This is a genomic window from Endozoicomonas sp. ALD040 (genome assembly GCF_049275945.1).
In the GTDB taxonomy this organism is placed as follows: Bacteria; Pseudomonadota; Gammaproteobacteria; order Pseudomonadales; family Endozoicomonadaceae; genus Endozoicomonas_A.
This window is the reverse complement of record NZ_CP184829.1, coordinates 3,096,182-3,114,429: the sequence shown is the minus strand read 5'-3', so window position 1 is coordinate 3,114,429 and position 18,248 is coordinate 3,096,182. Positions and strand designations below refer to the sequence as shown.

General features: G+C 50.0%; 31 protein-coding genes. All 31 read right to left on the bottom strand.

What is annotated here, in order from left to right:
• Positions 1 to 28: 28 nt before the first annotated feature.
• On the bottom strand, positions 29 to 385 hold the full coding sequence (gene rpsM / locus ACOJUN_RS11225; protein ID WP_422136693.1) for a 30S ribosomal protein S13: 357 nt from the start codon (positions 383 to 385) through the stop codon (positions 29 to 31).
• A gap of 381 nt (positions 386 to 766) precedes the next feature.
• The gene (rpmJ, locus tag ACOJUN_RS11220; RefSeq protein WP_079253874.1) at positions 767 to 880 is read right to left on the bottom strand and encodes a 50S ribosomal protein L36; all 114 of its coding nucleotides are present in this window, start codon (positions 878 to 880) and stop codon (positions 767 to 769) included.
• A 49-nt stretch (positions 881 to 929) separates the two neighbouring features.
• A complete protein-coding gene (secY, locus tag ACOJUN_RS11215; RefSeq protein ID WP_317143664.1) occupies positions 930 to 2,255 on the bottom strand; it encodes a preprotein translocase subunit SecY in 1,326 nt (441 codons plus the stop codon).
• Positions 2,256 to 2,690 carry a 50S ribosomal protein L15 gene (gene rplO / locus ACOJUN_RS11210; protein WP_317143665.1) on the bottom strand — a complete coding sequence of 145 codons (435 nt, stop codon included), beginning with the start codon at positions 2,688 to 2,690 and terminating at the stop codon, positions 2,256 to 2,258.
• A 1-nt stretch (position 2,691) separates the two neighbouring features.
• Positions 2,692 to 2,874, bottom strand: coding sequence for a 50S ribosomal protein L30 (rpmD, locus tag ACOJUN_RS11205; RefSeq protein ID WP_252177315.1), 183 nt, complete (start codon positions 2,872 to 2,874; stop codon positions 2,692 to 2,694).
• 3 nt (positions 2,875 to 2,877) lie between these two features.
• The gene (gene rpsE, locus ACOJUN_RS11200) at positions 2,878 to 3,390 is read right to left on the bottom strand and encodes a 30S ribosomal protein S5 (RefSeq protein ID WP_252177316.1); all 513 of its coding nucleotides are present in this window, start codon (positions 3,388 to 3,390) and stop codon (positions 2,878 to 2,880) included.
• Between the two features lie 11 nt (positions 3,391 to 3,401).
• Positions 3,402 to 3,752, bottom strand: a complete 351-nt coding sequence (rplR, locus tag ACOJUN_RS11195; RefSeq protein ID WP_257253596.1) for a 50S ribosomal protein L18 — start codon at positions 3,750 to 3,752, stop codon at positions 3,402 to 3,404.
• 12 nt (positions 3,753 to 3,764) lie between these two features.
• Positions 3,765 to 4,298 (bottom strand): 50S ribosomal protein L6, encoded by a 534-nt coding sequence (gene rplF / locus ACOJUN_RS11190; protein WP_422136692.1) that lies wholly within the window; start codon positions 4,296 to 4,298, stop codon positions 3,765 to 3,767.
• Positions 4,299 to 4,310: 12 nt separating this feature from the next.
• A complete protein-coding gene (rpsH, locus tag ACOJUN_RS11185; protein ID WP_422136691.1) occupies positions 4,311 to 4,703 on the bottom strand; it encodes a 30S ribosomal protein S8 in 393 nt (130 codons plus the stop codon).
• A 29-nt stretch (positions 4,704 to 4,732) separates the two neighbouring features.
• A complete protein-coding gene (gene rpsN / locus ACOJUN_RS11180; protein WP_422136690.1) occupies positions 4,733 to 5,038 on the bottom strand; it encodes a 30S ribosomal protein S14 in 306 nt (101 codons plus the stop codon).
• A 15-nt stretch (positions 5,039 to 5,053) separates the two neighbouring features.
• The gene (gene rplE / locus ACOJUN_RS11175) at positions 5,054 to 5,593 is read right to left on the bottom strand and encodes a 50S ribosomal protein L5 (protein WP_257253585.1); all 540 of its coding nucleotides are present in this window, start codon (positions 5,591 to 5,593) and stop codon (positions 5,054 to 5,056) included.
• Positions 5,594 to 5,604: 11 nt separating this feature from the next.
• Entirely contained in the window at positions 5,605 to 5,922 is a 318-nt protein-coding gene (rplX, locus tag ACOJUN_RS11170) for a 50S ribosomal protein L24 (RefSeq protein WP_257253580.1), read from the bottom strand.
• A gap of 11 nt (positions 5,923 to 5,933) precedes the next feature.
• A complete protein-coding gene (rplN, locus tag ACOJUN_RS11165) occupies positions 5,934 to 6,302 on the bottom strand; it encodes a 50S ribosomal protein L14 (protein ID WP_062268071.1) in 369 nt (122 codons plus the stop codon).
• Between the two features lie 104 nt (positions 6,303 to 6,406).
• Positions 6,407 to 6,670 carry a 30S ribosomal protein S17 gene (gene rpsQ / locus ACOJUN_RS11160; protein ID WP_422136689.1) on the bottom strand — a complete coding sequence of 88 codons (264 nt, stop codon included), beginning with the start codon at positions 6,668 to 6,670 and terminating at the stop codon, positions 6,407 to 6,409.
• A gap of 2 nt (positions 6,671 to 6,672) precedes the next feature.
• Positions 6,673 to 6,864: a 50S ribosomal protein L29 gene (gene rpmC, locus ACOJUN_RS11155; protein ID WP_252177324.1), complete on the bottom strand. Its 192-nt coding sequence runs from the start codon at positions 6,862 to 6,864 to the stop codon at positions 6,673 to 6,675.
• Positions 6,864 to 7,277 (bottom strand): 50S ribosomal protein L16, encoded by a 414-nt coding sequence (rplP, locus tag ACOJUN_RS11150; RefSeq protein WP_034841748.1) that lies wholly within the window; start codon positions 7,275 to 7,277, stop codon positions 6,864 to 6,866. The genes rpmC and rplP overlap by 1 nt, the downstream gene beginning before the upstream one ends.
• 11 nt (positions 7,278 to 7,288) lie before the next feature.
• Positions 7,289 to 7,990 carry a 30S ribosomal protein S3 gene (rpsC, locus tag ACOJUN_RS11145; RefSeq protein WP_422136688.1) on the bottom strand — a complete coding sequence of 234 codons (702 nt, stop codon included), beginning with the start codon at positions 7,988 to 7,990 and terminating at the stop codon, positions 7,289 to 7,291.
• An 11-nt stretch (positions 7,991 to 8,001) separates the two neighbouring features.
• A complete protein-coding gene (gene rplV / locus ACOJUN_RS11140) occupies positions 8,002 to 8,337 on the bottom strand; it encodes a 50S ribosomal protein L22 (RefSeq protein ID WP_317143670.1) in 336 nt (111 codons plus the stop codon).
• Positions 8,338 to 8,348: 11 nt separating this feature from the next.
• Positions 8,349 to 8,627, bottom strand: a complete 279-nt coding sequence (gene rpsS, locus ACOJUN_RS11135) for a 30S ribosomal protein S19 (protein ID WP_252177327.1) — start codon at positions 8,625 to 8,627, stop codon at positions 8,349 to 8,351.
• Between the two features lie 21 nt (positions 8,628 to 8,648).
• Positions 8,649 to 9,476: a 50S ribosomal protein L2 gene (rplB, locus tag ACOJUN_RS11130; RefSeq protein ID WP_422136687.1), complete on the bottom strand. Its 828-nt coding sequence runs from the start codon at positions 9,474 to 9,476 to the stop codon at positions 8,649 to 8,651.
• Between the two features lie 11 nt (positions 9,477 to 9,487).
• The gene (gene rplW, locus ACOJUN_RS11125) at positions 9,488 to 9,784 is read right to left on the bottom strand and encodes a 50S ribosomal protein L23 (RefSeq protein ID WP_422136686.1); all 297 of its coding nucleotides are present in this window, start codon (positions 9,782 to 9,784) and stop codon (positions 9,488 to 9,490) included.
• The gene (gene rplD, locus ACOJUN_RS11120; RefSeq protein ID WP_252177330.1) at positions 9,781 to 10,383 is read right to left on the bottom strand and encodes a 50S ribosomal protein L4; all 603 of its coding nucleotides are present in this window, start codon (positions 10,381 to 10,383) and stop codon (positions 9,781 to 9,783) included. Before rplD ends, rplW begins: the two co-directional genes overlap by 4 nt.
• A 12-nt stretch (positions 10,384 to 10,395) precedes the next feature.
• On the bottom strand, positions 10,396 to 11,034 hold the full coding sequence (gene rplC / locus ACOJUN_RS11115) for a 50S ribosomal protein L3 (RefSeq protein ID WP_422136685.1): 639 nt from the start codon (positions 11,032 to 11,034) through the stop codon (positions 10,396 to 10,398).
• Between the two features lie 101 nt (positions 11,035 to 11,135).
• Positions 11,136 to 11,450 (bottom strand): 30S ribosomal protein S10, encoded by a 315-nt coding sequence (gene rpsJ, locus ACOJUN_RS11110; protein ID WP_034841731.1) that lies wholly within the window; start codon positions 11,448 to 11,450, stop codon positions 11,136 to 11,138.
• Positions 11,451 to 12,003: 553 nt separating this feature from the next.
• Positions 12,004 to 12,540 (bottom strand): hypothetical protein, encoded by a 537-nt coding sequence (locus tag ACOJUN_RS11105; RefSeq protein ID WP_422136684.1) that lies wholly within the window; start codon positions 12,538 to 12,540, stop codon positions 12,004 to 12,006.
• A 599-nt stretch (positions 12,541 to 13,139) separates the two neighbouring features.
• Positions 13,140 to 13,718, bottom strand: a complete 579-nt coding sequence (locus tag ACOJUN_RS11100) for an HD domain-containing protein (RefSeq protein ID WP_422136683.1) — start codon at positions 13,716 to 13,718, stop codon at positions 13,140 to 13,142.
• 22 nt (positions 13,719 to 13,740) lie between these two features.
• Positions 13,741 to 14,799: a TauD/TfdA family dioxygenase gene (locus tag ACOJUN_RS11095; RefSeq protein WP_422136682.1), complete on the bottom strand. Its 1,059-nt coding sequence runs from the start codon at positions 14,797 to 14,799 to the stop codon at positions 13,741 to 13,743.
• 57 nt (positions 14,800 to 14,856) lie between these two features.
• Entirely contained in the window at positions 14,857 to 15,861 is a 1,005-nt protein-coding gene (locus tag ACOJUN_RS11090; protein ID WP_422136681.1) for a putative 2-aminoethylphosphonate ABC transporter substrate-binding protein, read from the bottom strand.
• A gap of 251 nt (positions 15,862 to 16,112) precedes the next feature.
• Positions 16,113 to 16,403: a helix-turn-helix domain-containing protein gene (locus ACOJUN_RS11085; protein WP_422136680.1), complete on the bottom strand. Its 291-nt coding sequence runs from the start codon at positions 16,401 to 16,403 to the stop codon at positions 16,113 to 16,115.
• Positions 16,384 to 16,731 (bottom strand): type II toxin-antitoxin system RelE/ParE family toxin, encoded by a 348-nt coding sequence (locus tag ACOJUN_RS11080; protein ID WP_422136679.1) that lies wholly within the window; start codon positions 16,729 to 16,731, stop codon positions 16,384 to 16,386. The genes ACOJUN_RS11085 and ACOJUN_RS11080 overlap by 20 nt, the downstream gene beginning before the upstream one ends.
• Positions 16,732 to 16,960: 229 nt before the next feature.
• Positions 16,961 to 18,154: an elongation factor Tu gene (gene tuf / locus ACOJUN_RS11075; RefSeq protein WP_257254328.1), complete on the bottom strand. Its 1,194-nt coding sequence runs from the start codon at positions 18,152 to 18,154 to the stop codon at positions 16,961 to 16,963.
• Positions 18,155 to 18,248 lie beyond the last annotated feature (94 nt).

The following is an 18,248-nucleotide window of genomic DNA, read 5'->3' as shown; positions in this document are numbered from 1 at the left end:
GAACGGTATAACCATTCTTAATTGATACTTACTTACGAATAGGCTTGCGAGGACCCTTTCGGGTGCGAGCATTCGTCTTGGAACGCTGACCACGAACCGGCAGACTGCGACGGTGGCGGATACCACGGTAGCAACCCAGGTCCATGAGGCGTTTGATGTTCATACTGATTTCACGACGCAGATCACCTTCAACGTCCAGCTTGGCGATTTCACCACGCAGGGACTCAAGTTGCTCTTCGCTCAGATCAGCGATTTTGGCTTCTGGCTTAACGCCAGTGGTCTCACACAGCTTTTTAGCTGTGGTCTTGCCGATGCCGAATATGTAGGTCAACGAGATAACAGCATGTTTGTTATCCGGAATGTTGACGCCAGCAATACGGGCCATTCAATCGTCTCCGTTTGTTTTCTCCGTGAGTTCATCCTTGCCTGTACAGACAGGGACATTTTGAGTTCACGGTTATTTTCGCCTGTAGACTTATCAACCAACTTTGCAGCCAGTCATGCGATGTTTATCTACTTCGCCATCTATAGGCAGATAACACGGACCGGATCAGCACCTGAAGATACTGTCGGGAATGCTATAAAGCATGCCCTCCCAATCCATTGTTAGATGCTTACACAACTAACAGGTCGAAAAGCGGAAATTTTAATCCCACCAACGACAAAATACAACCGCTCATGATGCTCATGAACGGTTGTATTTATCTGTAGCCTTATGAGGTCAAGCCATAACGGCCCGGGACAACCCGAAAGACCTCATGCACAATCAACCTTGGCGTTGCTTGTGACGTGGCTCAACGCAGATGACACGAACAGTGCCCTTGCGCTTGATAATCTTGCAGTTACGGCAGATTTTCTTAACCGATGCACGTACTTTCATTATTCACTCCACCATTTCAGAGCTAGTGGCATTCGATGCAGAACCGGTGTTAGCGGATCAGGCCACCACCACCGTAGCCCTTAAGATTGGATTTCTTCAGCAGTGACTCGTACTGATGTGACATCAGGTGTGACTGCACCTGAGCCATCGTATCCATGACGACCACTACTACGATCAGCAGACTGGTACCACCCAGATAGAAAGGCACGTTAGCCGAAACTACCAGGAACTGTGGCAGCAGACATACTGCTGTCATATAGATAGCGCCAAACATGGTCAAACGAGTCAGGACACCATCAATGTAACGGGCAGACTGCTCACCAGGACGAATACCCGGGATGAATGCCCCTGACTTCTTCAGGTTGTCTGCAACATCCTTCGGATTGAAGACCAGCGCAGTGTAGAAGAAGCAGAAAAAGATGATACCTGCAGAGAACAAGACTATGTTCAGCGGCTGACCCGGACCCAGTGCCAGTGCGATATCCTGGAGCCATTCCCAGCCCTCGCCCTGACCAAACCATTGTGCAATGGATGCAGGGAAGAGCAGAAGGCTGGAAGCAAAAATGGCTGGAATAACACCAGCCATATTTACTTTCAGGGGCAAATGGCTGCTCTGTGCCGCAAACACTTTACGACCTTGCTGACGCTTGGCGTAATTGACAGTTATACGGCGCTGACCGCGTTCGATGAATACTACGAATGCAATAATTGCAATGGCCAGCAGAGCAATTGCGAGCAATGCCAGAATATTGATGTCACCCTGACGGGCGGACTCGAATGACCGCCCGATCGCACTGGGAAGGCCAGCGACAATACCTGCAAAGATCAGGATAGAGATGCCGTTACCAATCCCGCGTTCAGTCACCTGCTCACCCAGCCACATCATAAAGACGGCACCGGTTACGAAGGTGACTACAGCTACTACATAAAAGCTGATATCAGGATTGAACGCCACGCCCTGGTTAGCAAGACCTACGGTCATGCCAGTACCCTGGACGAACGCCAGCAACACTGTCAGGTAGCGGGTATACTGACTGATCTTGCGTCGACCCGATTCACCTTCCTTCTTGAGCTGTTCCAACTGGGGGCTGACCACGGTCATCAACTGAATGATGATGGACGCCGAAATGTAGGGCATGATTCCCAGTGCCAGCACCGACATACGCTCCAATGCACCACCGGAGAACATGTTGAACAGGCCAAGAATGGTCCCTTCATTTTGTTGAAACATCCGAGCCAGGGCATCAGGGTTGATGCCAGGCACAGGAATATGAGCACCGATCCGATATACCAGGATCGCCAGAAATACGAACTTGAGGCGAGAAATTAACTCGCCCAAACCGCTTTGATTCCCAACAGGTAGTGTCTTAGCCATTTAGTCCTCGATCTTACCACCAGCAGCTTCGATCGCGGCGCGAGCGCCTTTGGTAGCTGCCAGACCTTTTAGTGTTACGGCCTTGTTCAGTTCGCCGGACAGTATCACTTTCGCTCGCAGGATGCTACCGTTGATGAGGTCTGCAGCCTTCAGAGCCGCCAGATCGATCACTTCGGACTCAACCTTGGCCAACTCATGCAGACGAATTTCAGCAGTGAAACGCGCCTTGCGGGAAGTAAAACCATACTTGGGCAGACGGCGTTGCAGTGGCTGCTGGCCGCCTTCAAAACCTGGTCTTACAGAACCACCGGAACGTGACTTCTGACCTTTGTGACCACGACCACCAGTCTTACCCAGACCGGAACCGATACCACGGCCAACGCGCTTGCGCTCTTTACGACTGCCTTCGGCAGGACTCAGAGTATTCAGACGCATGTTATTCTCCTTCGACCTTAACGAGGTAAGATACCTTGTTGATCATGCCGCGAACGGAAGGAGTATCTTCCACTTCAACCGTGTGGTTGATGCGACGCAGACCCAGGCCACGGACGCAAGCCTTGTGGCTTTCGAGGCGACCGTTAGTGCTCTTTACGAGCGTCACTTTGATCTTCTCAGCCATGACTTACCCCAGAATGTCTTCAACAGACTTGCCACGCTTGGCAGCAATGTCATCAGGAGAACGCATGTCGCGCAGACCCTTGAAGGTTGCGTTAACAACGTTCACAGGGTTGGTGGAACCGTAGCACTTGGCCAGTACGTTGTGTACGCCAGCCACTTCCAGAACAGCACGCATTGCACCACCGGCAATAACACCGGTACCTGCAGAAGCAGGCTGCATGTAGACCTTGGAAGCACCGTGACGGGCTTTTACAGGGTACTGCAGGGTATCACCGTTCAGGTCTACCTGGATCATGTTGCGACGGGCAGCTTCCATAGCCTTCTGAATAGCGACAGGCACTTCACGCGCCTTGCCACGACCGAAGCCTACTTTACCTTTACCATCACCAACAACGGTCAGGGCTGTGAAACCGAAGATACGGCCACCTTTCACCACTTTGGCTACACGGTTAACCTGCACCAGTTTTTCGATCAGGCCTTCGTCATTGTTTTGCGGTTTACGCTCATCTTTCGCCATGATGCCTACCCTCAGAATTCCAGACCGGCTTCACGGGCTGCATCGGCGAGAGCCTTAACACGACCGTGATACTTAAAACCGGAGCGGTCGAAAGCGACCTTGGCAACACCAGCAGCTTTAGCTCGCTCAGCAATCAGAGCGCCCACTTTTTTAGCAGCTTCAACGTTACCGGTAGCTTCGCCACGCAGCTCCTTCTCAACGGTGGAGGCAGAGGCCAGCACCTTGTCACCCTCAGGGGCAACCACCTGCGCATAGATATGACGCGGTGTGCGATGAACGCTCAGACGGTTAGCGCCCAATTCACGCATCTTCATCCGTGCACGTCGGGCACGACGCAGGCGAGCAGAATTTTTATCAATCATGATCACCTTACCTTACTTTTTCTTGGCTTCTTTACGACGAACGTGTTCGTCGGCGTAGCGGACACCCTTGCCTTTGTATGGCTCTGGGCGACGGAATTCGCGGATTTCCGCTGCAACCTGTCCAACCAGCTGCTTGTCGATACCCTTGATCAGGATCTCTGTCTGGCTTGGAGTTTCCGCAGTGACGCCTTCCGGCAAACTGTAGTCAACCGGATGAGAGAAGCCAAGGTTCAGATTCAGGCTCTTGCCCTTGGCCTGCGCACGATAACCTACACCCACCAGCTGCAGTTTCTTTTCGAAACCAGCGGTCACACCGGTCACCATGTTGTTAACCAGCGCACGGGTAGTACCAGCCAATGCACGAGAGTGCTTGGCACCGTCACGGGCTTCGAAAGTCAGGACGTTTTCTTCCTGCTTTACTTCAACGTTGGAGTGAATGCTCAGCTCCAGTTGACCTTTACCACCCTTGATGGAGATATGCTGACCATTCAACTTGATCTCAACACCGGCAGGGACTTCTACAGGGCTTTTTGCTACTCGAGACATCTGACCCCTCCCTTAGAATACGGTGCAAAGAATTTCGCCACCAACACCGGCTGCACGGGCAGCACGATCGGTCATTACACCTTTGTTGGTAGAAACAATGGCAATACCAAGACCGCCTTTCACTTTGGGCAGACCTTCTTTGCCTGCGTAAGAACGAAGACCCGGACGGCTTGCGCGCTTCAGGTTTTCAATAACAGGTTTGCCTTCATAGTATTTCAGGTCGATGATCAGAGTTTTCTGAACTTCGCCTTCTACACGTGCATCGGTTATATAACCTTCTTCCTTCAGTACTTTGGCTACAGCAGCCTTTACCTTGGAAGATGGCATTTCGACAGATGCATGTTCTGCCATTTGGGCATTACGGATACGAGTTAGCATATCTGCTAACGGGTCCTGCATACTCATTATCTATCTCTCCAGAAGATCAATCGCGCTTACCAGCTGGCCTTAACCAGACCTGGAACATCACCACGCATTGCCGCTTCACGCAGCTTGATGCGGCTCAGGCCGAATTTACGCAGGTAGCCGTGAGGGCGACCTGTTACACGACAGCGATTACGCAGACGAGATGAGCTGGCATCACGTGGCTGCTTCTGCAGTGCTACCTGAGCGTCCCACTTCTCATCTTCTGAGCTGTCAGGACTGATGATGATCGCTTTCAGCGCAGCGCGCTTCTCTGCATACTTGGCAACGGTGCGCTGACGCTTCAACTCCCGCTGCTTCATGGATACTTTTGCCATGGGCTCGTACCTTAATCAGTTACGGAACGGGAAGTTGAAGGCTTTCAGCAGTGCACGGCCTTCGTCGTCAGTCTTGGCTGTGGTAGTCAGGGTAATATCCAGACCACGCAGAGCGTCGACTTTATCGTAATCGATTTCCGGGAAAATGATCTGCTCTTTGACACCCATGCTGTAGTTGCCACGGCCGTCGAAAGACTTCGGGCTGATACCACGGAAGTCACGAACACGAGGCAGAGCAATGTCAACCAGACGCTCCAGGAATTCGTACATACGTTCGTCACGCAGGGTCACTTTAACACCGATTGGCCAGCCTTCACGAACCTTGAAGCCTGCAACGGATTTACGTGCCTTGGTAACGACTGCTTTCTGACCGGCGATTTTTTCCATGTCAGCAACAGCGTTCTCGATGACTTTCTTGTCACCGATCGCCTCACCCACACCCATGTTCAGAGTGATTTTAGTGATACGAGGAACTTCGTGAACGTTGCTCACGCCCAGCTCTTCTCTGAGCTTGGGCAGGATCTCTTCACGATATTTAGTCTTGAAGTTTGCCATTATGCCACCCCTTACGCGTCAACCGGTTGACCGGTAGACTTGAACACGCGCTGTTTCTTGCCATCTTCAGAGATAGCAATGCCAACACGGTCAGCCTTGTCGGTTTCTGTGTTCAGGATTGCAACGTTGGAAGCCTGAATTGGAGCTTCTTTTTCAACGATGCCACCAGGGGTGCCCAGTGTCGGGTTAGGCTTCTGATGCTTCTTGATCATGTTGATACCAGAAACAATCAGTTTGCCATCGGCACGAACGGTCTGCACTTTGCCGCGCTTACCTTTGTCCTTGCCAGCAATGACAATTACTTCGTCGTCACGACGGATCTTTTTCATTTCCTGCTCCCTTACAGTACTTCTGGTGCCAGGGAAATGATCTTCATAAACTGCTCACCACGCAGTTCACGAGTCACTGGCCCAAAGATACGGGTACCGATTGGCTGATTGCTTGCGTTCAGCAGAACGGCAGCATTGCCATCGAAGCGGATTACGGAACCGTCTGGACGACGAACGCCTTTTTTGGTACGCACAACAACGGCGTTCATCACCTGGCCTTTTTTGACCTTACCGCGTGGAATCGCTTCCTTAACGGTGACTTTGATGATGTCGCCAATGTGGGCGTAGCGGCGGTGGGATCCACCCAACACCTTGATACACTGTACTCGACGAGCGCCGGAGTTATCGGCTACTTCGAGTTGAGATTCTGTCTGGATCATGCTTATTCTCCAAGCCCAAACTGCAGACGGGTACCCGCCAGTCGTTGTACAACTGGCCGACCACAAGGCCAGCCACTTCCACTCAGACCCAGGGCACCGTGGCCTTATATTTGAGTAGCACGCTCATCAATGGAAACCAGTTCAAATGTCTTGGACTTAGACAAAGGACGTGTTTGCTTGATTGTGACAATGTCGCCCATACGGCAATCATTGTTTTCGTCGTGAGCGTGCAACTTGGTGGACCGCTTAACGATCTTACCGTAGAGCGGATGTTTAACACGGCGCTCAATAAGAACGGTGACGGTCTTGTCCATCTTGTCACTCACAACCTTACCGGTCAGAGTACGGACTTTCTTGTCTTCAGCCATTGTTAAATACCTGCCTTCTCATTCAACGCCGTCTTAATACGGGCGATGTCGCGTCGGGTCTGCTTCAGCAGATGAGTCTGACTCAGCTGACCCGTCGCTTTCTGCATGCGGTAGTTAAACTGGTCCCGCAGCAGTGTGACCAGCTCTTCGTTGAGCTGTTCAACCGTTTTTTCACGCAATTCAGCAGCTTTCATCACATCACGCTCCGCTTAACGAAGGCAGTTTCCACTGGCAGCTTGGCTGCAGCCAGGGCAAATGCCTCGCGAGCCAGCTCTTCGGACACACCTTCCATTTCGTACAGGACACGACCCGGCTGGATCTGTGCTACCCAGTACTCGACACTACCCTTACCTTTACCCATACGAACCTCGAGAGGTTTCTTGGAGATCGGCTTGTCAGGGAAGACGCGAATCCAGATTTTACCACCACGCTTGATATGACGGGTCATGGCACGACGTGCTGCTTCGATCTGACGAGCAGTTATGCGTCCACGGCCTGTTGCTTTCAATGCGTATTCACCGAAGCTAACAGTGGAGCCGCGGTGTGCCAGGCCGCGATTGCGACCCTTTTGCTGCTTACGAAATTTCGTACGCTTTGGCTGTAACATTACCGCGCTCCTTACTTCTTAGCCTGTCTCTTCTTAGGACGTTTGGCTGGCTCTTTAGGCTGCTTTTCAGCTTCAGCTGCCATTCCGCCAATCACTTCGCCTTTGAAGATCCATACTTTAACGCCCAGGATACCGTAGGTAGTCAGGGCTTCATAAGTTGCGTAATCGATGTCTGCACGCAGAGTGTGCAGAGGTACGCGACCCTCACGGTACCATTCGGTACGGGCAATCTCGGCGCCGCCGAGACGACCACTGATTTGCACCTTGATGCCCTTCGCGCCCAGACGCATAGCATTCTGTACAGAACGCTTCATGGCACGACGGAACATTACACGACGCTCCAGCTGACCAGCGATGGACTGTGCAACCAGCATTGCGTCCAGTTCGGGCTTGCGAACTTCTTCAATGTTGATGTGAACAGGTACGCCCATCATATTGGTAACAGCCTGGCGCAGCTTCTCAACGTCTTCGCCTTTTTTACCAATTACGATGCCTGGACGGGCAGTGTAGATGGTAACGCGAGCGCTCTGTGCTGGACGCTGGATGTCGATGCGGCTTACAGAAGCATTTTTCAGCTTCTTCTGCAGGAAATCACGAACTTCCAGATCCGTAATCAGCTTGTCAGCGTATTGCTGACCTTCAGCAAACCATACAGATCTGTGGGGCTTTACGATGCCCAGTCGGATCCCATTTGGATGTACTTTCTGACCCATGTGATCGCTCCTTAGACCTCTGCAACCTTAACCGTGATATGGCAAGACCGCTTAAGAATGCGATCAGCACGGCCCTTGGCACGTGGACGAATGCGCTTCATGGTCATACCTTCGTCAACGAAGATAGTAGACACTGTCAGCTCATCGATATCCATGCCTTCGTTGTGCTCTGCGTTAGCAATCGCAGATTCCAACACTTTCTTGACCAGCTCTGCAGCCTTTTTAGGGCTGAATGCCAGCAGGTCCAGGGCTTCACCAACAGCTTTGCCTCGGATCTGGTCAGCAACCAGGCGCGCTTTCTGGGCGGAAATGCGAGCGCCTTTGTGTATAGCAGCTACTTCTTTCATTTCTTACCCTCTTAGCGCTTCTTGGCCTTTTTGTCTGCAGCGTGACCGCGGTAGGTGCGGGTAGCAGCAAACTCGCCCAGCTTGAGGCCTACCATGTCTTCGCTAACGAAAACAGGCACATGCTGGCGACCGTTATGAACGGCGATAGTCAGACCCACCATGTTTGGCAGGATCATTGAGCGGCGTGACCAGGTCTTGATCGGACGCTTGTTGCCGCTTTCAACCGCATCTTCGACTTTCTTCAGCAGGTGAAGGTCGATAAATGGGCCTTTCTTCAAAGAACGTGGCACTGTCGTATCCTCTCTCTAGGCTTACTTCGCGCTGCGACGACGTACGATCATTTTATCCGTACGCTTGTTGGAACGAGTCTTACGACCCTTGGTCGGAACACCCCATGGTGTCACTGGGTGACGACCACCGGAGGTACGACCTTCACCACCACCGTGTGGGTGATCAACCGGGTTCATGGCAACACCACGAACGGTCGGACGCACGCCTCTCCAACGCTTGGCACCCGCCTTACCCAGAGAGCGCAGGTTGTGCTCGCTGTTAGAGGCTTCACCCAGAGTTGCACGACAGTCAGCCAGTACTTTACGCATTTCACCGGAACGCAGACGCAGGGTTACGTAAGCACCATCACGCGCTACGACCTGAGCGGAAGTACCGGCACTGCGCATCATCTGCGCACCTTTACCTGGCTTGAGCTCAACACAGTGAACTAAAGAACCCTGCGGAATATTACGCAGAGGCAGTGTGTTGCCTGGCTTGATAGGAGCATCAACACCAGAGTAAAGCTCGTCACCAGCTTTCACACCTTTAGGTGCGATAATGTAACGACGCTCACCGTCCATGTACTTCAGCAGGGCGATATGAGCGGTACGATTTGGATCGTATTCCAGACGCTCAACGATAGCCGGGATGCCATCCTTGTTGCGACGAAAGTCTACGATACGGTAGTGCTGCTTGTGACCACCACCACGATGACGGGTAGTGATGCGACCAGCGTTGTTACGACCACCAGACTTGCTCTTCTTTTCCACCAGAGGCGCGTGTGGGCGACCCTTGTGAAGGTCAGGGTTTACAACCTTGACAACAAAGCGACGACCCGGAGAAGTCGGCTTGCACTTAATTACGGCCATCCTGTAACTCCTTATTCCGCGTCGGCAAAGTCAATCTCTTGACCCTGCGCCAGACTGACGTACGCTTTTTTCCAGTCTGAGCGCTTGCCCATACCGAAACGAGTACGTTTGGTCTTACCTTTAACAACCACTGTACGAACAGCATCAACGCTGACTTCGAACAGTTGCTCTACCGCTTTTTTGATTTCAAGCTTGGTTGCGTCCTTGGCTACCTTGAAGACGTACTGGCCATGCTCTTCAGCCACCACTGTCGCCTTCTCGGAAATGTGCGGACCAAGCAGAACTTTATAAATACGTTCCTGGTTCATCCCAGCATCTCCTCGAATTTCTTGATGGCTGCAACAGTCATCACGACTTTCTCATGAGCGATCAGGCTGACGGGGTCAACGCCTTGTACGTCACGTGTATCCACATGGGGAATGTTGCGAGTCGCCAGATACAGGTTCTGATCTACTTCATCAGAAACAATCAGACCCCTCTCGACATTCAGCTCCTTCAGTCTGGCTACCATCAGCTTGGTCTTTGGCGTTTCGGCACCAAGGCTTTCAACCACCACCAGACGTTCCTGACGAACCAGCTCAGACAAGATAGAACGCAGAGCACCACGATACATTTTCTTGTTCAGCTTTTGAGCGTGATCCTGTGGTTTAGCAGCAAAAGATTTACCGCCCCCGCGCCACAGTGGGCTACGGATTGTACCGGCGCGTGCACGGCCAGTACCTTTTTGACGCCAGGGTTTGCGTCCACCGCCGCTTACTTCGCTGCGGGTTTTCTGAGCACGGGTACCTTGACGAGCACCGGCCATGAAAGCAACGACAGTCTGGTGAACCAGGCTTTCGTTGAATTCAGTACCGAAGGTCACGTCAGAGACTTGAACCGTACCAGCACCTGTTACATTCAATTCCATCGTCTAATCCCCTCAGGCGCGCGCTTTAACTGCAGCTTTAACGATAACGTCAGCACCAGTAGCACCAGGTACTGCACCCTTTACCAGCAGCAGGTTACGTTCAGCATCAACGCGAACGATTTCCAGGGACTGAACAGTCACTTTCTCAGCACCCATATGCCCAGCCATCTTCTTACCCTTGAAGACACGACCCGGGGTCTGACACTGACCGATGGAACCAGGAGCACGGTGAGACAGAGAGTTACCGTGTGTAGCGTCCTGCATATGGAAGTTCCAACGCTTTACGCCACCCTGGAAGCCCTTACCTTTGGACTGACCAGTTACGTCTACTTTCTGACCCTGCTCGAACAGGTCAACTCCGATCAACTGACCCAGCTCGTAAGAAGCAGAATCGTCAACACGGAATTCCCAAAGACCATGGCCAGCCTCTACTTTTGCTTTCGCAAAGTGGCCAGCCTCTGGCTTGCGAACACGGCTGCTTTTTTTAGTACCCGTAGTCACCTGAACTGCGCTGTAACCATCAACATCCAGGCTTTTAACCTGAGTGATGCGGTTAGGATCAACCTCAATTACAGTGACTGGTACAGAAGCACCGTCTTCTGTGAAGATACGGGTCATACCGCACTTCTTACCGACTAATCCAATAGTCATTTCAACCTCTCTCGTGTACGGGGCTTTCACCCACTATGGCCGCTCATTCCAGAGCGTTACACAAAAGTTTTGTGCACACTGAATGGCTGCCCGTGCCGCTATTAACCGAGACTGATTTGCACTTCAACGCCAGCTGCCAGGTCTAGCTTCATCAGTGCGTCAACGGTCTTTTCGGTGGGCTCAATAATGTCGAGAAGACGTTTATGAGTACGAATCTCATACTGATCACGCGCATCTTTGTTTACGTGTGGAGAGATCAGAACCGTAAAACGTTCTTTTCGGGTTGGCAGAGGGATTGGACCACGCACCTGAGCACCAGTTCGCTTCGCAGTATCAACAATTTCCTGCGTGGACTGGTCAATCAGACGATGATCAAAAGCCTTCAAACGAATGCGAATCTGCTGAGCTTGACTCATCTTGTTGTAACCATCTATCAATAAAGAACTAAGTCCGGTGAACAATGCCACCCAGACAAAAGAGGACGCGGAATTCTACTAAGCACAAAACTTAAAGTCAACACAAGTGCCTGACGAAAAATAATTCGACACTTGTTTCAGCCACCGCACGCGTAGTTAAGACGGCATGATAACCTAATAGAACGAGTAATGAGATAAGGAAAACTGCTAAGGAGTGTTGAGCAAGTTGCCCACCTGGCCTTTACGATCACGCTAAAAATATATACGACAGCACTAAAGTGCTAAGGCTATATCGGACGTTAGAACTTAACTTAGCTAGCTGCCCAATTGACTGACATCTACTATTCTGCCCTCTGGAAGTGCCAGGTTCATATTTTTATTGGTTACTTTTGATCCTGGGCACAACCCATCAGTGTTTCGAAATCAGGCTCAAACAAAACTGATTTAGTTAATTAAGTGTACCCGGCAACAGAAAACCGGAAAAACGGCGGATAAAAAAATCACTGCGGGGATCGCAGTGATTTTTGGTTTATTGTTTAGGATCGCATCAGGCTTATGCCTTTGATGTTGAAGCTTCCCCCTCATAATAAGCCACAACCCTGTCAGCAAGCTTTGATCGTTCAAAGCCATTGCCATTCGTTACATCCAGGACCGCATTGTAAACCTTTGCCATCAAATAGGGGGTAAAAAAGGCTGTCACGCTTAATCCTATAAAAGACCCAACAGTGACACCAGCAACAGCACCAGCAAACAGACCTTGTGGCCCCGCTAACGCTCCAACCGCCGCACCAATGGAACCCGCTGTGAAAGCCCCAACGGACGTGGCAGTTGGCATAACGTGTAACACTGATGCAACGCCCAGCGCCAGCGCTGACAATGCGGCCAGAGCACGATTGGTTTTTCTGGCTTGCAATGGCTGACCCTCATATCCCTTATCCCCTACAGGCACATGAGAACCCTCATTAAAGGGTGCTACGATAGCTACTTTCTTACCAGAAAGACTTGCTTCATTTTTGTCTGTTAAAGTGGCTTGATATGGCGCTGGATACTGACCCGTTACACCAGAATAATTGATTTGATCTAAATGCATATTACACCTCCATTTGTACAGATTTATGAGTATTTATTCCGTAATAGTTCTTTCCTCAATGAACTTGTACTGAATGATATTGATCTATAACAATCTACTCAATTACACAAATGTTAGAATTAATAACATCTTAAGGGTGCAATATGGAATTAGGATGAAACAAAACCGCTTTAGTTAATAAAGAGTACCAAGCAAAAGAGAATCAGAAGAATGAGGCACAAAAAGCAACCGTTAAAGCCAAGGGCATTCACCCCAACTTGTCGAGACCGGATTTTAACGGACTCGACTCGAATTTCTCTTTCCAGGATCACGGGATCAGCTCTCGAATATCTCGAGCTGATTGAAAAATGAAAAATGATGCGCTGAAGGACATCGATGAAGTACTGAGATGAATCACTACCTGTAAGAAGAAAACTGACAATTACGTCTAGAACACAGTATCATTATCCCCTTCCCTCTTCTGTCCAGCAAAAAAACCAGTTCTTTCTCCGCGCTGGGACACAGCGAAGGCTACACGTCAGATGCTTGACCCTCCGTTGGCGGTATTCCTTTTTTCTTCACCTTGCAGCTCGGCTTTACGAATTCCGTCTTCGACTTTATTATATGCTCAATGAGTTATCGGGAGCAGGCATCTCAGTCATCACCAAACACTCTTCAGTCAGCTTCAGGTAGTAATCCAGATCAGGATGTTCCAGCTCGGCTTGCTTGCCCATATCATCATAAACCCGAACTCGCATAGCTTCTTTGTAATAAGGTTCCGCTTCAAAGGCAGTGACCTCCTGATCACTCATCAGACCACCTTGTACAGCAAGTGACTCCCGCGAAGCCTCGGTAAGCTTGTCGTAATAGGCAGGCTTGAGTGTGCACATGTATCGCTTTGCCTGAACATGAAGTCGAATACAGTCTGTGACCAGTGTTGGCAGATAACCTTTTAAACAACGCTCACCAATATCTTCATGAAAGCCATCAATGCCATGATCGGAAATATCTTCCGGGAGACCATGCAACAAATGACCAATATCATGAAGGAAAGCAGCAACGACTACTTCCTTTGAGCTGCCACTCTGTTCAGCGTAAAAGGCTGACTGCAACATATGATTGGCCATTGAGATATGCTCACCATAAGCAACATGACCATTCTCGATATATTGTGTGCGGATAAAATCAATAACTCTCATTTCAATAATCTTTTCTTCTGGATCAATTCATTCGCTTAAGTTCACTGCGCAGGGAATCAATATCCGCATAAGCACCCTGAAGATGTCGTTTACCCCGGGCTGGCATTTCACGACCATGCAGAACCCGCTGATTGTTGAACATCATCAATTCGCCCGGAGCCAGCTTACAGGTATATTTACAGGCTTCACTGTGAAGAAGATTCATAAAACACTGATAGGCTTCGTAGAAGTCTCTGGCTTTTTCAAATGGCAGGCGCACCGGCTGGACCGAACGGTTGTTAATACGAATACCGATGATTTCACCCTCGCAACCCAACTCAATCACCGGACCACTGCTCGACAAACTGGCGCTATCACTACTGAAGTTGTAATGCAGGGTAATTGTCGAAAGCAGAGCGAAGTATTCAGGGTGCTGCTGTCTCAGCAACTGTGCCGCATAAAAACCATCCGCCAGAGCAGTGATGCCACCCTCCGGCGCAGCCTCAAGGCAATGCAGCAATTGCAGTGTTGGCACTGGATGACGGTAAGGATTATCCGTATGAAGGCTCAGCGGCCTGGGCGTAAAGGCGAGATTTTCCGGCTCTTCTTTGCGTATTACTTCAAAATAACGGCCATAGTTGGTTTCACGGACGTAGCCAAAATGATCGACAACCTTGAGCACCTGCCCTGCCTGAGCTGGCACATTGTAGAGAAATGACAGACCGTGGGTTTCAATGGCTTGCAGCCACTGTCGTTTAATCTCAGGATCGTCTATGGCGTTGTAGTCAAAACGAATACTGTCAGCCTGCAAAGCCCCTCCCCACAAACTTGGTGTTTCAGGGACAAACGCCTCAGCGATAAGCAGACTTGCTGGATAGATTGACCGGTGACCATTCTGCCAGAGAATCTGCAAGCTTTTATCAACACCAATATCAACGACAGCTGCCGCTTCTGGCCTGATATTCATAGGCACGTCCATGACCTCAATCAGCCTTTGCCCCGACTCATGTCGGCATTGATCACAAGGACAGTTATCGCGAAGCCAGAAGTAATGAAATGGCTTATCGTGGAAAAACAGGTGATCGTTGAACAGCTCAAGCATGGCATCCCCTTAAAACCACAGCCTTACTTTTATTAAGTGTTTTGGCGATGAGTATTATTATTCTGACTTAAACTCAAACTTAGCGGACCATTCTTTAAGAACGGCATCGCGCTCATTGGCCATACGACCAAAATCAACGTCAGCCATGACAGCTTCAACATCGGGGTAATTTTTGACTTCGCCTTTCACATCCTTGTGAGCGACAACCGGGTAAACCGTGTTGTAAAGCTCATTGGCTTCTTCAGATACCGACCAGTCAGCCAGTGCTTTTGCTGCATCGGAGCTTGTATTGACCAGACCAACTGCCTCTAGATCCCAGCCAACACCCTGAGGCATCACAAGATCTATTGGTGCGCCCTGAGTTTTCAATTTAGCGCCACGCAGAGCAAATGAAATACCAATCACCGTTTCTCCCTGGGCTGCTTCAACACAAGGCTTGGAACCAGAGTGAGTGTATTTGGCAATATTTTTATCCAGAGCCTCCATGTACGCCCAGCCCTTTTCTTCACCCATGGTTTGCAGCCAGGCAGCCACCTGAGTGTAACCCGTGCCGGAAGAGGCTGGATTAGGCATGATAATATGCCCTTTGTAAACCGGGTTCAGAAGGTCATCCCATTTTTCAGGTTTTGGCAGACCCAGTTTTTCAGCCTCTACGCTGTTGAAACAGATCGCATTAAAAAAAGCATCATGTCCGTACCAGGCTTTATCGCTTTCCGGATCCACCATGCCGGATTTAAGCTCGGAGACACCTTCCGGAGTATAGGCTTTAATAATGCCCTGATTTTTCAGAAGAGCCTGAGACGAAGCAGCCAGCCCCCATACCACATCAGCAGGAGTTCCTTTGCCTTCTGCCAGTATTCTGGCAGTGATTACTCCGGTAGAATCACGAACCCAGTTGATTGTGATATTCGGATGCTCTTTCTCAAAAGCCTCTTCGAATGTTGATAGCAGATCTGTTTCAAAGGCCGTGTAAACAGTCAACTCCTCAGGAGAATTAGCCAAAGAAGTGTTACTAACAACAGATACTGACGCCAGAGCCAGACCAGTCATCCATTTTTTCATAAGGTCATCTCCAACTAGAATCGACCTGAACCAACGACATTTTCTGGCATCACCTTACTCCGGATATGTTTCAATCAAATGAAACCTTTTTATCCATGCCTTAGTTATTACTCTCGAGGTTGGAAAAACGCAAGAAAGGAAGATCACAAGGAGTACCTGTGACTGAAAACGACAAAAAAACCAGATAAATGGACACCTGAAAACCAGTTGGCTGTCATCATTAAAACGACAGCATTAAACCAAGGGAAGTGTCACAAAGGAGAAAAAGTGATGTTGAGCTTGTGTCCGGTGGCTTGTGCATATTTTTTCAGCATACCCAGACTCGGGAGCGTTTTACTGTTGGCACTTTCGAGACGGCAGATACTGGTTTTCTGTGTACCTATCGCCCGGGCAATGTCTTCCTGGGTCATTCCAGCTTCCTGCCGCATTCGAATCAGTTCACGGCGGAGTGCAAAGAACTCTGCTTTTTCTTCCATCGCAGCTTGAACATCTTCGCGCTCAAGCGCCTTCTTGCGAAATGCTTTATAACTTAAGTTTGCCATGCTGCACCTCCTTCATCCGCTTATATCCAAGATCTAAGTCTCTTTTAGATGTTTTTTGAGTTTTTTTCTGAAACACATGCAAAATAACAACATGGTTTCCTTTCACACTGCAAAAAAGACCCCTGCCTATTCCTTCAGATCCATTAGCCCTAAGTTCATATAACCCACGCCCCATTGGTTTGGTATGAGGTTCACCAAGGTTTGGACCGTGAACTTCAACCTGATCAAGAAGATCAATGAAATCAGCCAGTATCCCGGCAGGCAGCTTATCCATGTCCTTGGCGACTCGATCACTGTAGAAATGGATGTGCCAAGTTAATTTTTTCATAAGGTGAGGTTAGCAATATTGTTAACCTTGTCAAGGCAGGGACGGTCGGCAAATCGAGATAAACTAGAGGCCCGGTTGAGTTTTTTCTTCAGACAGGTGGGCCATGGTTTCGCAATTCGTTGAGATGGTTTTCACCCATCCACCAGGAAAGCCAGCGGCTTAAAGACAAAAAAACCCCGGACAAGTCCGGGGTTTTTATAGGGTGGTCTAGATTACCAGCGATTCAATATCACTCGATGATCTTGGCAACAACACCAGCACCTACAGTACGACCACCTTCACGGATAGCGAAGCGCAGACCGTCTTCCATCGCTACTGGAGCGATCAGGGTAGCTACGAAGTTAATGTTGTCACCAGGCATTACCATTTCAACGCCTTCTGGCAGTTCTACGGCACCGGTCACGTCAGTGGTACGGAAGTAAAACTGAGGACGGTAGCCCTTGAAGAATGGAGTGTGACGACCACCTTCGTCCTTGGACAGAATATAAACTTCTGCTTCGAACTTGGTGTGAGGCGTTACAGTTCCTGGCTTGATCAGACACTGACCACGCTCAACTTCTTCACGCTTGGTACCACGCAGCAGCGCACCAATGTTCTCACCTGCACGACCTTCGTCCAGCAGCTTACGGAACATTTCAACACCGGTAACAGTAGTCTTGGTAGTCTCTTTGATACCAATGATTTCTACTTCTTCACCAACAGTGATGATACCACGCTCAACACGGCCAGTTACTACGGTACCACGACCAGCAATGGAGAATACGTCCTCGATAGGCATCAGGAACGGCTGATCGATAGCACGCTCTGGCTCAGGGATGTACTCGTCCAGGGTTTCAACCAGCTTCTTAACAGCGGAAGTACCCATTTCGTTGTCGTCTTTACCTTCCAGAGCCATCAGGGCAGAACCAGTGATGATTGGCGTGTCGTCACCCGGGAACTCGTAAGTGTCCAGCAGTTCACGAACTTCCATTTCAACCAGTTCCAGCAGCTCTTCGTCGTCTACCATGTCAGCTTTGTTCAGGAATACCACGATGTAAGGTACGCCAACCTGACGAGACAGCAGGATGTGCTCACGAGTCTGAGGCATGGGGCCGTCAGCAGCGGAACATACCAGGATAGCGCCGTCCATCTGGGCAGCACCGGTGATCATGTTCTTAACGTAGTCGGCGTGTCCTGGGCAGTCTACGTGAGCGTAGTGACGGCTAGGAGAGTCGTACTCTACGTGAGCAGTAGAGATGGTGATACCACGCTCACGCTCTTCAGGAGCGTTATCGATCTGAGAGAAGTCTTTAGCTTCGCCACCCCATACTTCTGCACATACGCGAGTCAGTGCAGCCGTCAGAGTAGTTTTACCGTGGTCAACGTGACCGATGGTGCCGACGTTTACGTGCGGCTTCGAACGTTCAAATTTTTCCTTAGCCATTTCTCTTGACCCTTAGATAAATATCAATGGTTCGGGGTAGTGATTCTCGTGCAGCATTCTAACAGCCCTTTATGCCTGTTAGAACACCGCAGAT

Coding starts and splice junctions, on each gene's coding strand:
- rpsM (WP_422136693.1), bottom strand. CDS start 385: ATGGCCCGTATTGCTGGCGTCAACATTCCGGATAACAAACATGCTGTT.
- rpmJ (WP_079253874.1), bottom strand. CDS start 880: ATGAAAGTACGTGCATCGGTTAAGAAAATCTGCCGTAACTGCAAGATT.
- secY (WP_317143664.1), bottom strand. CDS start 2,255: ATGGCTAAGACACTACCTGTTGGGAATCAAAGCGGTTTGGGCGAGTTA.
- rplO (WP_317143665.1), bottom strand. CDS start 2,690: ATGCGTCTGAATACTCTGAGTCCTGCCGAAGGCAGTCGTAAAGAGCGC.
- rpmD (WP_252177315.1), bottom strand. CDS start 2,874: ATGGCTGAGAAGATCAAAGTGACGCTCGTAAAGAGCACTAACGGTCGC.
- rpsE (WP_252177316.1), bottom strand. CDS start 3,390: ATGGCGAAAGATGAGCGTAAACCGCAAAACAATGACGAAGGCCTGATC.
- rplR (WP_257253596.1), bottom strand. CDS start 3,752: ATGATTGATAAAAATTCTGCTCGCCTGCGTCGTGCCCGACGTGCACGG.
- rplF (WP_422136692.1), bottom strand. CDS start 4,298: ATGTCTCGAGTAGCAAAAAGCCCTGTAGAAGTCCCTGCCGGTGTTGAG.
- rpsH (WP_422136691.1), bottom strand. CDS start 4,703: ATGAGTATGCAGGACCCGTTAGCAGATATGCTAACTCGTATCCGTAAT.
- rpsN (WP_422136690.1), bottom strand. CDS start 5,038: ATGGCAAAAGTATCCATGAAGCAGCGGGAGTTGAAGCGTCAGCGCACC.
- rplE (WP_257253585.1), bottom strand. CDS start 5,593: ATGGCAAACTTCAAGACTAAATATCGTGAAGAGATCCTGCCCAAGCTC.
- rplX (WP_257253580.1), bottom strand. CDS start 5,922: ATGAAAAAGATCCGTCGTGACGACGAAGTAATTGTCATTGCTGGCAAG.
- rplN (WP_062268071.1), bottom strand. CDS start 6,302: ATGATCCAGACAGAATCTCAACTCGAAGTAGCCGATAACTCCGGCGCT.
- rpsQ (WP_422136689.1), bottom strand. CDS start 6,670: ATGGCTGAAGACAAGAAAGTCCGTACTCTGACCGGTAAGGTTGTGAGT.
- rpmC (WP_252177324.1), bottom strand. CDS start 6,864: ATGAAAGCTGCTGAATTGCGTGAAAAAACGGTTGAACAGCTCAACGAA.
- rplP (WP_034841748.1), bottom strand. CDS start 7,277: ATGTTACAGCCAAAGCGTACGAAATTTCGTAAGCAGCAAAAGGGTCGC.
- rpsC (WP_422136688.1), bottom strand. CDS start 7,990: ATGGGTCAGAAAGTACATCCAAATGGGATCCGACTGGGCATCGTAAAG.
- rplV (WP_317143670.1), bottom strand. CDS start 8,337: ATGAAAGAAGTAGCTGCTATACACAAAGGCGCTCGCATTTCCGCCCAG.
- rplB (WP_422136687.1), bottom strand. CDS start 9,476: ATGGCCGTAATTAAGTGCAAGCCGACTTCTCCGGGTCGTCGCTTTGTT.
- rplW (WP_422136686.1), bottom strand. CDS start 9,784: ATGAACCAGGAACGTATTTATAAAGTTCTGCTTGGTCCGCACATTTCC.
- rplD (WP_252177330.1), bottom strand. CDS start 10,383: ATGGAATTGAATGTAACAGGTGCTGGTACGGTTCAAGTCTCTGACGTG.
- rplC (WP_422136685.1), bottom strand. CDS start 11,034: ATGACTATTGGATTAGTCGGTAAGAAGTGCGGTATGACCCGTATCTTC.
- rpsJ (WP_034841731.1), bottom strand. CDS start 11,450: ATGAGTCAAGCTCAGCAGATTCGCATTCGTTTGAAGGCTTTTGATCAT.
- ACOJUN_RS11105 (WP_422136684.1), bottom strand. CDS start 12,540: ATGCATTTAGATCAAATCAATTATTCTGGTGTAACGGGTCAGTATCCA.
- ACOJUN_RS11100 (WP_422136683.1), bottom strand. CDS start 13,718: ATGAGAGTTATTGATTTTATCCGCACACAATATATCGAGAATGGTCAT.
- ACOJUN_RS11095 (WP_422136682.1), bottom strand. CDS start 14,799: ATGCTTGAGCTGTTCAACGATCACCTGTTTTTCCACGATAAGCCATTT.
- ACOJUN_RS11090 (WP_422136681.1), bottom strand. CDS start 15,861: ATGAAAAAATGGATGACTGGTCTGGCTCTGGCGTCAGTATCTGTTGTT.
- ACOJUN_RS11085 (WP_422136680.1), bottom strand. CDS start 16,403: ATGGCAAACTTAAGTTATAAAGCATTTCGCAAGAAGGCGCTTGAGCGC.
- ACOJUN_RS11080 (WP_422136679.1), bottom strand. CDS start 16,731: ATGAAAAAATTAACTTGGCACATCCATTTCTACAGTGATCGAGTCGCC.
- tuf (WP_257254328.1), bottom strand. CDS start 18,154: ATGGCTAAGGAAAAATTTGAACGTTCGAAGCCGCACGTAAACGTCGGC.